Annotated in this window: 11 protein-coding genes and 2 pseudogenes; 4 read left to right on the forward strand and 9 right to left on the reverse strand. The window is 64.3% G+C overall.

The window, feature by feature from the left end; all coding sequences use genetic code 11:
- Position 1: 1 nt before the first annotated feature.
- From ACVWYI_RS11435 to ACVWYI_RS11445, 3 genes and pseudogenes are all read left to right on the forward strand, one after another.
- Positions 2-871 (forward strand): DUF1194 domain-containing protein, encoded by an 870-nt coding sequence (locus ACVWYI_RS11435; RefSeq protein WP_247348061.1) that lies wholly within the window; start codon positions 2-4, stop codon positions 869-871.
- Between the two features lie 177 nt (positions 872-1,048).
- Positions 1,049-1,681, forward strand: a complete 633-nt coding sequence (locus ACVWYI_RS11440; protein WP_354045997.1) for a hypothetical protein — start codon at positions 1,049-1,051, stop codon at positions 1,679-1,681.
- A 375-nt stretch (positions 1,682-2,056) separates the two neighbouring features.
- Positions 2,057-2,660, forward strand: a pseudogene (locus tag ACVWYI_RS11445) (hypothetical protein).
- A gap of 59 nt (positions 2,661-2,719) precedes the next feature.
- Here ACVWYI_RS11445 and ACVWYI_RS11450 read toward each other — a convergent pair.
- From ACVWYI_RS11450 to ACVWYI_RS11485, 8 genes and pseudogenes are all read right to left on the reverse strand, one after another.
- Positions 2,720-3,967 carry a class I SAM-dependent RNA methyltransferase gene (locus ACVWYI_RS11450; protein WP_456662019.1) on the reverse strand — a complete coding sequence of 416 codons (1,248 nt, stop codon included), beginning with the start codon at positions 3,965-3,967 and terminating at the stop codon, positions 2,720-2,722.
- Positions 3,960-4,694 (reverse strand): TlyA family RNA methyltransferase, encoded by a 735-nt coding sequence (locus ACVWYI_RS11455; RefSeq protein WP_456662020.1) that lies wholly within the window; start codon positions 4,692-4,694, stop codon positions 3,960-3,962. Before ACVWYI_RS11455 ends, ACVWYI_RS11450 begins: the two co-directional genes overlap by 8 nt.
- 25 nt (positions 4,695-4,719) lie before the next feature.
- Entirely contained in the window at positions 4,720-5,274 is a 555-nt protein-coding gene (locus ACVWYI_RS11460; protein ID WP_456662021.1) for a nucleoside 2-deoxyribosyltransferase, read from the reverse strand.
- A gap of 33 nt (positions 5,275-5,307) precedes the next feature.
- Positions 5,308-7,236 carry a 1-deoxy-D-xylulose-5-phosphate synthase gene (gene dxs, locus ACVWYI_RS11465; RefSeq protein WP_247348075.1) on the reverse strand — a complete coding sequence of 643 codons (1,929 nt, stop codon included), beginning with the start codon at positions 7,234-7,236 and terminating at the stop codon, positions 5,308-5,310.
- Positions 7,237-7,828: 592 nt separating this feature from the next.
- The gene (locus ACVWYI_RS11470) at positions 7,829-8,080 is read right to left on the reverse strand and encodes an exodeoxyribonuclease VII small subunit (protein WP_247441837.1); all 252 of its coding nucleotides are present in this window, start codon (positions 8,078-8,080) and stop codon (positions 7,829-7,831) included.
- A 72-nt stretch (positions 8,081-8,152) separates the two neighbouring features.
- Complete coding sequence (locus tag ACVWYI_RS11475; RefSeq protein WP_456662022.1) at positions 8,153-9,082, reverse strand: histone deacetylase family protein; 930 nt, start codon at positions 9,080-9,082, stop codon at positions 8,153-8,155.
- A 137-nt stretch (positions 9,083-9,219) separates the two neighbouring features.
- A pseudogene (locus tag ACVWYI_RS11480) lies at positions 9,220-10,880 on the reverse strand (bifunctional metallophosphatase/5'-nucleotidase).
- A gap of 51 nt (positions 10,881-10,931) precedes the next feature.
- Entirely contained in the window at positions 10,932-11,690 is a 759-nt protein-coding gene (locus tag ACVWYI_RS11485; RefSeq protein WP_247348081.1) for an enoyl-CoA hydratase-related protein, read from the reverse strand.
- Between the two features lie 302 nt (positions 11,691-11,992).
- Between ACVWYI_RS11485 and ACVWYI_RS11490 the strand changes: the two genes are divergently transcribed.
- Positions 11,993-13,231 (forward strand): MFS transporter, encoded by a 1,239-nt coding sequence (locus ACVWYI_RS11490; RefSeq protein WP_456662023.1) that lies wholly within the window; start codon positions 11,993-11,995, stop codon positions 13,229-13,231.
- Positions 13,232-13,233: 2 nt separating this feature from the next.
- On the opposite strand, the gene ACVWYI_RS11495 is transcribed toward ACVWYI_RS11490, so the two are convergent.
- Complete coding sequence (locus ACVWYI_RS11495; RefSeq protein WP_456662024.1) at positions 13,234-15,024, reverse strand: acyl-CoA dehydrogenase; 1,791 nt, start codon at positions 15,022-15,024, stop codon at positions 13,234-13,236.
- Positions 15,025-15,122: the final 98 nt, after the last annotated feature.

Consider the following 15,122-nt stretch of genomic DNA (forward strand, 5'->3'; position numbering starts at 1 on the left):
GATGCGCTTGCTGTTCTCGATCGGGGTTGTGCTGGTGACCGGCATGTTTGCCGGAGGGGACGTCGCGGGGATCGCGGCACCAGGACCCAAATTCGAGTCGCCTAAAAATCAGCCGCAGCGGCAAGCAGCCGACAGGGACGCGCAGACGGTCGATGTCGAGCTGATCCTCGCGGTCGACGTATCCTACTCCATGGACATGGACGAACTCGCGATCCAGCGCGAAGGCTATGCCCAGGCGATCCAGTCGAAGGAATTCTTGCAGGCGCTGAAGCTGGGTCCGAACGGCCGGATCGCCGTGACCTATTTCGAGTGGGCCGCCTCGACCGACCAGAAGATCATCATTCCCTGGCGGCTGATCGACGGACCGGAGACCGCCGATGCCGTCGCCGCCGAAATCCTGAAGACGCCGATCCGTCGTGCCTCGCGCACCTCGATCTCCGGCGCGATCACTTTCGCGATGCCGCTGTTCGATGAAGATCCCTATCGGGGCTTGCGGCGCGTGATCGACATTTCCGGCGACGGTCCCAACAACAATGGCACTCCGGTCACGGTGGCGCGCGATGCAGCGATCGAGAAGGGCATCGTCATCAACGGCCTGCCGATCATGGTCAAGGAGCCGTCCTATTCGACCATGGATATCGACAATCTCGACTTCTACTATGAGGACTGCGTCATCGGCGGCCCCGGTTCCTTCGTGATTACGATCAAGGACCGCGACAAGTTCAAGGAAGCCATCCGTACAAAGCTCTTGATGGAGGTTGCGGGCCGTATGCCGGAGCGTCCGGTGATGCGCGTTGCGGGCAAGGACAAGGAGCCGCGTGTGAACTGCATGATCGGCGAAAAGATCTGGTCGGACCGCTGGGGGCGCTAAACGCGCTACCGCCGAATGAGACGTTTTGCCCTATTTGCTTCTGATGGAATTTTAACCATGCGTTAACCGTCGCGTGGCCCTAATTGGCTGTTTCCAATTGTTTCCGGATAAAGTTCTGACCTTGTTGTCGGGGCGCGAACGAAGCGGACCTGTCAGACAAATCCGCCGAGCAATCAAATGGCCATCGTCACGTCGAGCACCAGCCAGATTTCGCCCGCCAACGAGCGGGTTTATCACCAGAGCGCCCTGCTCGGTGACTGGAAGGGCAATTGGGCGGGCAACAACCAGCCCGTCGGCTTCAAGGTCGTGAACATCCGCGGTGCCCGGGCGCAGGTCGAGTACACCCATAACGGACACACCGAGCGCGGTTTTGGCGAGGTCAGTGGCGCGCTTCTCACCTTCGGTAACATCACGGTCGGCACCAAGGACGGCAAGAGTTTGGTGCTCTTGTCCTCCGCGGGCGCTGGCAAGCAGACCGCGACGCTGGATAAGCAGGCGCCGCCGGCCTCGGACAGCCGTCTGATGGGAAGCTGGGGCGGCTATTCCAGTGACAATGGCAAGAGCGCGAGCTTCCGTGTGCTCGGGGTCAACGGCAACGAGGCCCAGGTCAGCGTCACCACTGACGGCGTCACCCGGCAGGGCACCGGCACCGTCTACAAGAACGTCATCATGTTCGGGCAAGCGCAGATTGCGACCGATGACGGGCAGAACGGCAAGATCATCTACCAGGTCGGCAACAAGTCGTTCATGGTTCCCGTGACGAAATATCCGCCGTCCGATACGTCGTCTTCGGTCGACAAGACCGCTTAACGCCTCACCGTCGTTTGCTTGCGGCATGATCTCAGCGCCGCGGTACTGCAATCGAACGCCCCGGCTACTTGGCGGCGAGCGGTCGCAGTGGCAGCACGCTGTTGTTCGGCGCTTCCGTCTGCATGGTGATCAGCGTCATCGAGACCAGGTCGCAATAGCCAATCAGGCCGATGATATCCATGATGCCGCGCTCGTCGAATTTCTGTTGCGCCGCGCGGTAGATTCGTCGGAGCCCTTCTTGGCGCGGTGCGAACCGTGCAAGAGCTCGGGAACGCATGCGGGAGTTGAATGGAACGACGCCCGGGCGTGTCAGCTCCACTGGCATTCGCGGCAACCGTCGCGTATAATTTCCGCACTTCCTTGACGGTCACCTGAATGCTCAGTCTCGCAGCTCCACGCGCCCTCGCAACTGTCTTCGCCGTGCTTTGCCTCGGCGGAGCAACGGCTCATGCACAAGTGGCGCCTCTGAGGTATTGGATACCGGGCGGTGCTTTCGGCTTTGGCGGAACTAGCAGCCAAAGAGCCGATGCCTACGGTAATTTTCCAAGCTTCAAGGCCGGCGATGCAGACGGAAGCTACGATTTTCGTCCCGGGTTCTTTGTCGGGAGCGAACGCGGCAGTCTCGGTTTGAACGGTCTCAGCCAGAGCGCCTCCGTCGGCAATTTCAGCGCGCTCTCTTTATGATGGCACGCAGTTCGGTTACAACACCAAGACCGCGGGCGGCATGCCCGTCACGTTCTTTGCCGGTTTCGACACGCTGAAATACAGTGGCGGCATTGGCAGCTCGCTTGCGCCGCTCACCTCCAGCGCCTCGCCCGGCTACGGCGCATTTGCAGGTGTCGAGTTCAAGCCGACCTCCAACCTCAGTCTGTCGTTCGGCGCCGGTTTCATTCAGCAGCAATCGGGAAACATGGACAGCGACATCAACTCGTCGATGCTGCCCGGCGAGTCGCCGGCATTGGGCGTCCTTCGGCGGTAGAGCATGACCCCGGAAGGTGTGCCGCGGTTTCCCGAAAAGTGCACCCTCAAACATAAGAACTAGCGCGTAAAGCGCGCCACCAGCTCGACATGCGGCGTGTGGCGGAACTGGTCCACCGGCACGACGCCGTCGATCCTGTAGCCGCCATCGATCAAGAGCCGTGCGTCGCGGGCAAAGGTCGCGACGTTGCAGGAGACCGCGACCACCACGGGCACCTTGCTCGCGGCGAGCTTCAACGCCTGGGCCTGCGCGCCCTGGCGCGGCGGGTCGAACACCACGGCATCGAAGTCGCGCAGCTCCGGCGGCACCAGAGGCCGGCGGAACAGGTCGCGCGGCTCGGCCTTGATCGGCTTGAGCCCCGGCGTACGCGCGGCTTTTTCGAGCGCTGCAATGGCGCCGGCGTCGTTGTCATGGGCGGTGACGCGGGCCTTTTCGGCGAGCCGCAACGCAAAAGGGCCGACGCCGCAGAAGAGGTCGAGCACGTTCTTGGCCTTGCCGATGCGCTCCGCGACAAGAGACGCCAGCGTCTCTTCGCCCGCAACGGTTGCTTGCAGGAACGAGCCCGGCGGCAGCGTCACCTCGGCGCGGCCCATCTGCAGGGTCGGCGCCAGGCGTTGCAGCACCAGCTCGCCATGCCGCGTCAGCCGCGCCAGGCGGTGCTGCTCGGCGACCCGCGACAGCGCCGTCACAAGTGGCGTTGGCAGTGGGCCGGAGCCGCGCAAATCGATATCGAGACCATTGGCGGTGGCAGTGACCTGGATGTCCAGCGGCTTTGTCACCGACATCTTCGACGTCAGCAGCTCGGAGAGTGCCCAACCCGCATCGAGCGCACCCTCGAGCCCGGGATCGAGGATCGGGCAGCGATGGATCGGGATGACATCGTGTGAGCTAGCAGCAGAAAAACCCACCTTGAGGATGTCATGCGTGCCGAACCGGCCGTGCAGCGTGACGCGCCTGCGGCCCGCGCCGTGGGCGTCAACCAGTGGCGCCACCCCGCAGTCGATGCCGGCTTGCGCCAGCGTCTCGACCACGATGCCGCGCTTCCAGACGTGATACGGTTCAGTCGCCCAGTGCTGGATCGCGCAGCCGCCACAGACGCCGAAATGCGGACAGAACGGTGTGATGCGCTCCGGGCTTGCGACATCCACCGCCAGCAGCTTGCGGCGGTCAGGATGGTTGCCTGCGACGTGGCCGACCTCGACGGTCTCGCCGCCGAGCGTGTAGGGTACATAGACCGCATCGCCCGCAGCCAGCGAGACGCCGTCGCCACGATGGCCGACGTGATCAATCTTCACGCGCTCAACCACGTCGCGCGCCCAGGAAGAATTCGATATTGCCGTCGCCGCCGGTGATTGCCGACGGGAACACTTCGATATCGGTACAGCCGAGCGAGGCGGCAAAGGCGGCGATGTCGTTGCAGATATCCTGATGCACGGCGGCGTCGCGGATGATGCCCTTCTTGTTGTGCTTCCGCTCCGCCTCGAATTGCGGCTTGATTAGCGCCAGCAGGCTCATCGGTGCGGCCGCAAGTGATAGCGCCACGGGCAGCACCGTCTTGAGCGAGATGAAGCTGACGTCGATGACGACGACATCGGGCCGCGCCGGCAAGCGCTTGCCATCATAGGCGCGGATGTCGGTCTCTTCCATCGATACGATTTTGGAGTGACCGCGCAGCGAGGGATGCAACTGGTTGGTGCCGACATCGACGGCAAAGACGAGGCTCGCGCCGTTCGCCAGCAGCACCTCGGTGAATCCGCCAGTGGAAGCGCCGACGTCGAGGCAGACATGGTCCTCGATCTCGATCCTGTAGCGCTCAAGCGCGCCGGCGAGCTTGACGCCGCCGCGGGAGACATAGGGGTGTGCGGGCTCGGCCCGGATCACCGCATCCTCGGCGATGGTCTCCGACGGTTTTGCGACCTGCTTGTCATCGGCAGTGACGAGCCCAGCCTCGATCGCCGCGCGCGCCCGCGCCCGGCTCTCGAACAGGCCACGCTCGACCAGCAATACATCCGCGCGCTTGCGGGCAGGGGACATCGGTTCTCCGAAAGAGAATTTGCGCTTATATAGCGATCAATCGCGCGGCTGCCATCCGGACGCAAGCCTCGAAGGCGGCCAGATCGTGCCAGACGTCGATCGGCATCTGCGCAGGCGTCACCAGCGGGCAGCCATGCAGCTCCAACGCGTGGATCATCATAAGATTATCGACGAGTCCAAAGTCTTCGACCGTCAGCCCCTGCGCGTCGACCAGCCGCCCCTCTTCGGACGTCACATCCACGAAGCGCCCGACACGGTCGGCATAGGCAGCGCCGTCGTTGGAATAGGCGAGGCAGAACTTGCGGCGGCCGGCCATGTAGCCGAGCTCGTAGACGGTGCCGGTATCGGCGCCGGCGCCGCGGAACGGCGTGAGGTTTGCGATGATGGCATCGGCCGCGTCCATCATCGCCTCGTTGCCGCAAAAGATCTGCCGCGACGCATCAGGCGCGGCGAGGTCGATCTCGTTGTCGAGGGGATAGAGGCCGGTGAGGCCGTGAGCGGCGCAGATCGCGGCTTTCTGCCGGCCGATCTCGACCGCATCTGGCAGGAACACGTCGGGGCCTGCCAGATAGATTTTCATGAGAGCTGCTTCGCAGAAGGTCGAAGCTCGCTGTTAGGCGAGCTTGACCGTCTCGGCCTTGACGTCCTTGCCGAGCGCCTCGAATACCTTGGCGACGATGCCCTTGGCATCGAGACCGGCACGGCCATACATCGCGGCCGGCGTATCGTGGTCCAGGAACACGTCGGGCAGCACCAGGGAGCGGAACCGCACCATGCCACTGTCGAGCGCGCCCTGATCGGTCAGGAATTGGGCGACATGCGAACCGAAACCGCCGACCGAGCCTTCCTCGATCGTGATCAGGATCTCGTGGTCGCGGGCGAGCTTGAGCACCAGCTCGGTGTCGAGCGGCTTCATGAAGCGCGCGTCGGCGATCGTGGTGGAGAGGCCGTGAGCTACGAGCTCGTCGGCCGCCTTCTCGCATTCGGCGAGGCGCGTGCCGAAGGAGAGCAGGGCGATCTTGCTGCCCTCGCGGACCACACGGCCCTTGCCGATTTCGAGGGGAACGCCGACGTCGGGCATTTCGACGCCGCGGCCTTCGCCGCGCGGATAGCGCAGCGCGCTCGGGTGGTCGTTAATCGCGACCTGGGTTGCGACCATGTGGACCATTTCGGCTTCGTCGGACGGCGCCATGATGACCATGTTCGGCAGACAGCCGAGATAGGCGTTGTCAAACGAGCCGGCATGCGTCGCGCCGTCGGCGCCGACGAGGCCGGCGCGGTCGATGGCGAAGCGGACGGGCAGGTTCTGGATCGCGACGTCATGCACGATCTGGTCGTAGCCGCGCTGCAGGAAGGTCGAGTAGATCGCGCAGAACGGCTTGTAACCTTCGGTCGCAAGACCTGCGGCGAAGGTCACCGCGTGCTGCTCGGCGATACCGACGTCGAAGGTGCGGTCCGGAAACGCCTTGTTGAAGATGTCGACGCCGGTGCCGGACGGCATCGCCGCGGTGATGGCGACGATCTTGTCGTCCTTTTCGGCTTCCTTGACGAGGCTCGCGCCGAATACGTTCTGATAGGCCGGCGCATTCGGCTTGGACTTGGCCTGGGTGCCGGTCGCGACGTCGAACTTGACGACGGCGTGGTACTTGTCGGCGGAAGCTTCCGCCGGACCGTAGCCCTTGCCCTTCTGGGTCACGACGTGGACCAGGATCGGGCCGGTCTCCATGTCGCGGACGTTCTTCAGCACGGGCAGGAGATGGTCGAGGTTATGGCCGTCGATCGGGCCGACGTAATAGAAACCGAGCTCCTCGAACAGAGTGCCGCCGTCCATCATGAAGCCGCGGGAGTATTCCTCGACGCGGTTGGCGCGGTTGGCGAGGATCTTCGGCAGGCGCTTGTTGATCTGCTTGGCCGCATCGCGCAGCGTGCGATAGGTCTTGCCCGAGTAGAGCCGCGACAGATAGGCACTCATCGCGCCGACCGGCGGCGCGATCGACATGTCGTTGTCGTTGAGGATGACGATCAGGCGCGAATTCATCGCGCCCGCATTGTTCATGGCCTCGTAAGCCATGCCGGCTGACATCGCGCCGTCACCGATCACGGCGATAACGTTGTTCGTGCCGCCGGAGAGGTCGCGCGCGACCGCCATGCCAAGGCCGGCAGAGATCGAGGTCGAGGAATGTGCCGCGCCGAACGGATCGTAATCGCTCTCGCTGCGCTTGGTGAAGCCGGACAGGCCGCCGCCGGTGCGCAGCGTGCGGATGCGGTCACGCCGGCCGGTGAGGATCTTGTGCGGATAGGCCTGGTGGCCGACGTCCCAGATCAGCCGGTCGCGCGGCGTGTCGAAGACGTAATGGATCGCGGTGGTGAGTTCGACCACGCCGAGGCCCGCGCCGAAGTGACCGCCGGTGACCGAAACAGCATCGATGGTCTCCTGCCGCAGCTCGTCGGCGACCTGACGAACCTGCTCGATCTTGAGCTTGCGCAAATCATCCGGCGTCCGGATGGTGTCGAGAAGCGGCGTCTTACTGTATGCGTTCACGGCGATTTCCAATTTGTCAGCGCCGGAAGATCGTTCCGGCGCGCGATGGGTTTGCACAATATCGGCGCAGCGCGAGTCCTTGACCGTCGGAGCCACCTGCATGGGGCAACGCCCCGTCTTCAAGCTTAGGTGAGCCTAAGTGCGCTCCGGTTCAGTCTCTGTGATCCATGTCACGTAGGTCGGCTTCGTCCGGTCCCAACCAATTTCATCAGCAGTTTGAAGCCCTTGTTGTCGGTAATCGGTGCCCACACAAGGCTTACAAAAAGCCACACTGCGCGCAGCTTTACACCAAAGCTTGGGCCAAAGCCAACCCGCTGGCCTGCTTACGGGGCATGCCGGTGCAACTGGCGGGCCAGAGTGGTTAATCGTGGCGGGAGCGGAAGAGTTCCAGTTTTGCCCGGTTCCTCGGCAGGATTTCAGCCGAGAGGGAGGTCGTTTCGACCGGATTTGCGGAGCCGGAGCGCTTCCGCGCAGGCAAATTCTTGGGTTCCCGCCTGGCTGCCGGGCCTCATGATCGGGAGATCGGCGTGCGATCGTGAAAAATTGCGGGGCGGCGGATGCTTGAAACGGGCGGCTTTGAAGTGCGGCGCCCTTACTGGACGTCGAGCGGCGCGGTGCCGGTGGCCTGGCCGCTGGCATCGGTGGTGATCTTGTCGACGCGCGCCTCGGCCTGGCGCAGCAACTCCTCGCAGCGGCGCTTCAGGGCCTCGCCGCGCTCGTAGATCGTCACGGATTCCTCGAGCGGCACCTTGCCGTCCTCGAGCCGCTTCACGATCGTTTCGAGCTCCTCGATGGCGCGTTCGAAGGTCAGCCTGGAGATGTCCATTTGGGTATTTTCGGCCATATAAGTTTCCGATTGCCCGATTCGCTTCAGATCAGAAAAAGCAGAGTTTTGCGGGCGCAATGTGGCGAGTCGTCAGGCGCCCATCAGGGCGCCGACATGCGCCGTAACAGATTCTTTCAATCCTTGCAGATCGTAGCCGCCTTCGAGCACAGAAACAACGCGGCCCCCGGCGCTCTTGTCGGCGAGGTCCATCAGCTTGCGCGTCACCCATGCATAATCCTCGGCGCGCAAATTCAGCGACGCCAATGGATCGCGATAATGCGCGTCGAAGCCGGCGGAGACGACGAGCAGCTCCGGGCTGAATTTTTCGAGCTGCGGCAGGATCAAATTCTCGAACGCAATGCGGAATTCCGGCCCGCCATCCTCGGAGGCGAGCGGCGCGTTGACGATGGTGTCGTGGTCGCCGCGCTCGCCTTTCGCGCCGGTGCCCGGAAACAGCGGCATCTGGTGCGTCGAGCAGTACATCACGGTCGGGTCCGACCAGAAAATGTCCTGCGTGCCGTTGCCGTGATGCACGTCGAAATCGACGATGGCGGCGCGCTTGATGCCGTATTTGCGCTGCGCGTGGCGCGCGGCGATTGCGACGTTGTCGAAGAAGCAAAAGCCCATCGGCTTGCCGATCTCTGCGTGGTGGCCGGGCGGGCGTACCGCGACGAAGGCATTGCGATGCTCGCCCGCCATCACCGCATCGGTCGCCGCGACCGCGCCGCCGACGCCGCGCATCACCGCTTCCCACGTGCCCGGCGACATCGAGGTGTCGCCGTCGATATAGACTTGGCCGCTGGTCGGCGCGATGTGGCGCAGCTCCGTGACGTAGTCCTCGTTGTGGCAGAGCGTGACGAGATCGAGATCGCCCTCCGGCGCCAGGTCGTGCACCAGGAACTGGAAGCGCTCATGCGACAGCGCTTCCTCCACGGCGCGCAGGCGGTCCGGCCTTTCAGGGTGTCCCGGCGGCGTGACGTGGTCGAGGCAGGCCTTGTGGGAGAGGAGAAGCGTACTCATCAGGTCGGCCTCATGGAAATGCGGGGCTCTCGACGTCGCTTGGCGCATCCGGTGCCAAAACGCAAATGCAAAACCCAATCTATGCGTTCCCCCGGGAATGGCAAAGGGTGGTCCTGGACCGATCCGTTTAATCCGGATCAATTCACGCGCAGGATGCGGCTCAGCGGCAACGGCCCGATCGGTCCGTGCGCCCTGAAGAACGCGAACAGCGCGTCAGCGTCGTAGCCGCCATATTGCGGCTCCGTGCCCAGTTTGGCGGTTGTAAAGCCGTCGCCACCGACTGCGAGGTAATCGTTGAGAGTGACGCGGTAGCCGCTTCCAGCTTCGATCAGCCTGCCATTGAGCGTCATCTTGTCGGCGAGGACGCGCTCGCCGAACGGCTTCGCCGCATCCCAGGCATAGTTGAACCCGTTCGAGACCTGGAGAATCCGCGGCCGCTTCGGGTCGAGCCATTGCTGCTCCAGCATGTCCTTGAGCTGGCCGCCCGTGAGCGTCATGGTGACGAGCCGGTTGCGGAACGGCTGGCTGGCGAAAACGTCGCCGAAGGATATCGCGCCATTCTCCTTTGGCACGATGTCGGTGCGGATGCCGCCGGGATTGGTGAGCGCGATGACAGCGCCGCCGTCCTTGGCGTTCCTGGTCGCGGCGAGCTGCGCGTCCGCGATGACGTCGCCGAGCGCGCTTTCGCCCGCCTCGTTCGGAATCCGTGACAGCGTCTGCGTCACCGATCCGGCGGGCCGGTTGGCGATCGGCGCCGAAAGCCTGTCGTATGCGTCGATCAACGCGGTCTGCTCGGGATCCTTTGGCAACGAGGCATTGGCAACAATGACGTTCTCGGCCCTGGCGCTGACGACGTCGCGCGTTGCCGGATCGAGCTTGAGGTCGATCGCAGTGACCAGCGTGCCGTATTTGTCGCCGCTGGTGACGAGCCGCCCGTCGACCTGGCAAACATAAGCTCGATGAGTGTGGCCGCTGACGACGACATCGACGGCGCGATCGAATTTTTTGACGATGTCGACGATCGGTCCCGTAATAGCAGGGCATTCATTGTAGTCGCCTGCCGGCTCGCCGCCCTGGTGGATCAGCACCACGATCGCCTCGACCCCACGTGCCTTCAGCTGCGCGACCTGCGCATTCACCGTCGCGGCCTCGTCGCGGAATTCAAGGCCGGTGATGCCTGATGGCGAGACGATGCCCGCGGTCTCTTTCAAGGTCAGTCCGATGAAGGCGACGGGGATGCCCTCGAACTCCCTGATCTCGTAAGGCGGCAGCACGCTCCTTGCCGGTCACGGTCTCGATGGTGGACGCCGCGAGATAGTGAAATTTGGCGCCCAGGAAGGGATGCGGGCCCTGGCAGCCGTCGACTGGATGACAACCGCCGTTCTGCATCCGCAACAGCTCGGTCTTGCCCTCGTCGAATTCGTGGTTGCCGACCGACGTGATCGCGAGCCCCATCATCGAGAGCGCCTCGATCGAAGGCTCGTCGTGGAACATCGCCGACAGGAACGGGCTCGCGCCAATCAGATCGCCGGCTGCGACGAAGATCGTGTTCTTGTGTCCCTCGCGCAGCTGCTTCACCAGCGTCGCCATGTATTCCGCACCGCCGGCCGCCACCATCACCTTCCTGGACCCATCCTCGGGATCACTGATCCGAATGCCGCCCGGCGGCGGGCGCAGATTGCCGTGGAAATCGTTGAGGGCGAGAATGCGCAGCTCAACGGGTGGGGCGGTTTGCGCGGACGCGGGCAGGGTGGCGAGCGCGAGCGAGAAGGCGGTCAGGGCGGAGAACGTGTCGCATGGAACCAGACTAGTCGTTGCGCACGAAGATTTCACCAAAGTTCTCGGTACCCTATTTTTTCTTCCTGTCCGCAAACGTGTTGAACGCGGCGGTGGCTTCTTCCGACTTCAGCCGCTCGCCGAACAGATGGGCTTCCTGGTCGATACGGCGGGTGAGTTCTTCCGGCGCGGCGCGCAGCAATTTGCGAGAGATCGCGACCGCCTCGGCCGGAAGCTTGCAAATCTCGCGCGCCACTTTGCGGGCTTCGACCTCGGTGTGTCCCGATGACACCACCGCGTTGACGAAGCCTGCGGTATGGGCCTCCGCGGCGGTGAAAGTCCGCCCCATCACCAACATCGCAAAAGCGCGCTGGTAACCCATCGTGTTCGGCATCAGCAGGCTGGAAGCCCCGACCGGAACCAGCCCGAGACGGATGTAAGGCGCGGAAAAAGTAGCTGCCGTGGATGCGAGCACGTAGTCGCAGTGAAACAACATCACCGTGCCAATGCCGATCGACGCGCCATCCACGGCAGCGATGATTGGCTTGACGTTCAGGGCGAGTGAATAGAGGAATCTCGCTCCGTCCGTCAGCGTCTCGGGGCGAGACGTGTCGGCGTGCATGAAATCGTCGATGTCGTCACCGGCGGTGAACACGCCGGAGCCGCCGGTGATGATCATGCAGCGAATGTCGGGATTGTTCTGCGCCGTGTCGATGGCGCGGCTCATCTCGCGATACATGTCCTGCGTGATGGCGTTCTTCTTGCTCGGCCGGCGCAGCGTGATCACGCGCGTTCCACGCTCTTCGGTGACGACGATATTGCCATTCGGCATAAGGGGCCCCTGCGGTCGCCGCGACGCTGACGAGTCTTGTAGTCCTCAGCCTACATCATCTTGCAGGCGTGCCAATCCGCTCGTGCCGGCTTTTCGACGATCCCCCTGTGCCGGGATGCCTGGCGTCCAGCCTTGGCTCGCGTTCCCTGCGTGGCGCCGCATCACATCGGATTCACACGCGCCGTTTTACGCTTTATCCGCCGTTGCGCGTTGCAACAATTAGCTACAATGTTTCATTTGAAAAACCGGTGGTTGTGCGGCACGATGGCCCGTCGCGTTCCATTTGGCCGATTGCTCGATTGATGATAGCCGCCACTGGTGTTGACGAATCCTCGTTCCACTACCGCGGCTGGCGCGTCGTGCTGGCCTGCTTCCTGATGGCCTTCTTCATGTTCGGCTTCGGCCTGTACGGCCAGGGCGTCTATCTCGCTGAGCTCCAACGCGCCCATGGCTGGCCGGGTACACTGGTCTCCGCGGCCAGCACCTTCTCCTTTCTCCTGACCTCCGTCCTCGTCATCTTCACCGACGATCTGCTCGCCCGTATCGGGCTGCGGTCGCTGATCCTGTGCGGCCTGTCGGCGCTCGGCGCGTCGACGGTGCTGCTGGCGCTGCTGCAGACGCCTTGGCAGCTCTATCTCGCCTATGCGTTGATGTCGGTCGGCTGGACCGGCATGGGCACCGTGGTGATCGCGACCGTGCTGAACTCCTGGTTCGAACGGCGCCGCGGGCTGGCGCTCAGTCTCGCCTACAACGGCGCGACCTGCGGCGGCATCGTCCTCGTTCCGCTGCTGCTGACGCTAAGCGGCAGTATCGGCTTCCGTTCCGCCATGCTGGCGGCCACGATCGCGATGGTGGTGCTGGTGCTGCCGGTGGTCGTGATCTTCATCGGCTGGCCCGACCGGACGTCGCGGGCATCGGGTGGAACTGCGTCTGGTGGTGGCACGGCCGCGCCGACGCAGTCCCGCAAGGCGCTGCTCGCCAACGCGGCGTTCTGGACCATGGTGCTGCCGATCGCGATCGCGCTGCTGGCGCAGATGGGATTCATTATCCACCAGGTGACGTTTCTCGAACCGCTGATCGGCCGGGCCAGTGCGGGCCTTGCCGTCACCCTCATGGCGGCGATGGCGGTGGTCGGGCGCCTGTCGCTCGGTCTGTTCGTGGACCGGCTCGATCCGCGGCTCGCCTGCGCGGCCTCGATGACGAGCCAGGCGGCGGCACTGTTCGTTCTGGTGCAGAGCACGAGCCCGACCGTGCTGCTCGTGTGCTGCGCCGTCTACGGCTTCTCGATCGGCAACATGATCACGTTCCCGCCCCTGATCATCCAGCGCGAGATCGGCGCCAGCGCCTTCGCCGCCGCGATGGGACTGGGCACGTCGATCAGCGGCATCGTCAGCGCCTTCGGCCCCGGCATCGTCGGTCTCGTGCGCAGCGTGACCGGCGATTACACGACGGCGTTTGCGATGTGCGTCGTGCTGGACCTTGTGGCGGCGGGGATTGTGCTGTGGCGGCCGGGGAGGCGCGCAAAGCTCGCAGCCTCGTAGCCCTACGCGTCCCAGCTACCCAGCAGCACCGCATCCGCCGCCGCGACCGACTCCGCGCTCTCCGTCACCGTGCGCTCGAGCGCGCCGGCCTGCACGGTGATGTTCTCGGCGAAGAAGCGCGCCAGCGAGACGTAGCGCGCGGCGTCTGTGTTGCCGTCGGCTTTCGCGGCGAGCGCTTCGGAGGCGAGCATGCATCCCCCGAGCGTGGCGCCGAATTGCTGCAGATACGGCGTCGCGCCCGCCAGCGCCTCGTTCGGCGCGGACCCGACGCGCTCCAGGAGCCATTTGCTGGTGCGCGTCAGCGCCTCCAGTGCCTCGCGCAGTTTCACGCCCGTGGTGCCGAAGGCAGGATCGTTGGAGGCTTCGACCTGCTTCACGGTCGCGGAGAGCTCGTCGAGCAGCGCCCACACCGACGCGCCGCCGTTGGCTGCGAGCTTTCGCGTGACGAGGTCAATGGCCTGGATGCCGTTGGTGCCCTCGTAAATCGCGGTGATGCGGGCATCGCGATAGTGCTGGGCCGCGCCGGTCTCCTCGATGAAGCCCATGCCGCCATGCACCTGCACGCCGAGATAGGCGACCTCGTTGCCGACATCGGTCGAATAGCCCTTGGCCATCGGCGTCAGCAGCGCCGCGCGCGCGGCAGCATCCGCGCGGACCCTCGGATCCCTGGCGCGCGTCGAGACGTCGATCGCGACGGCGGTCGCATAGCAGATGGTGCGTGCCGCCGCGGTCTGCGCCCGCATCCGCATCAACATGCGCTTGACGTCCGGATGCACGAAGATCGCATCGGAGCCGTCACCCTTTTTGCCGAGGGCGCGGCCCTGCTTGCGTTCCTGTGCGTAGGCGAGGGCCTGCTGGTAGGCGCGGTCGGCAACACCGACGCCTTCGAGGCCGACGCCGAGGCGGGCCTGGTTCATCATCGTGAACATGCAGCGCATGCCCTGGTTCTCTTCGCCGACCAGGAAGCCGATCGCGCCGCCATGATCGCCCATGGTCATGGTGCAGGTCGGGGAGGCATGCATGCCGAGCTTGTGCTCGACGCCAGAGGCAAAAATGTCGTTGCGCTGCCCCAGCGAGCCGTCTTCGTTGACCATGAATTTCGGCACGAGAAACAGCGAGATCCCCTTGGTGCCGGCGGGCGCGTCCGGGAGACGCGCCAGCACGAAATGCACGATGTTGTCGGTCATGTCGTGTTCGCCATAGGTGATGAAGATCTTCGTCCCCTTGATGCGATAGGTGCCGTCGGCCGTCTTCTCGGCGCGGGTGCGCAGCGCGCCGACGTCGGAGCCGGCCTGCGGCTCGGTCAGCTGCATCGTGCCGGTCCATTCGCCGGAGACGAGCTTTTCGAGATAGATTTTTTTCAGCTCGTCGCTGCCATGCGCGTCCAGCGCCTCCATCGCCGACGCCGTCAGCAGCGGACAGAGGCCGAAGGCGACGTTCGAGGCGCTCCAGATCTCGGTGCAGGCCGCGTTGATCGCGATCGGCAGGCCCTGGCCGCCAAAATCCTCGGGGCCGGAGACTGCGTTCCAGCCCCCCTCGGTCCAGCGCTTGTAGGCATCCGGCCAGCCCGGCGCGGTCGTGACCTTGCCGGCATCGAGCTTGATGCCGTGCTCGTCGCCGACCCTGTTGAGCGGCGCCAGCACGTCGGTTGCGAATTTGCCGGCTTCCTCCAGCACGGCGCTCACGATGTCGCCGTCGAAATCGCCGTAATGGCCGGCCTCCACGGCAGCCTTCAGGCCGGCGCCGTGGTTGAGCGACAGCAGCATGTCAGAGATCGGCGCGCGGTAGGTCATGGCTCACTCCCGTGGACAGGTCTTGCCGCCGTATTCCCATGAAACGGGGGAGGTCTCAACTGTCGGGATCCAGGGAACGCGCTGGGCCGGAACGGGCC

The sequence above is a fragment of the Bradyrhizobium sp. LB13.1 genome (assembly GCF_054056815.1).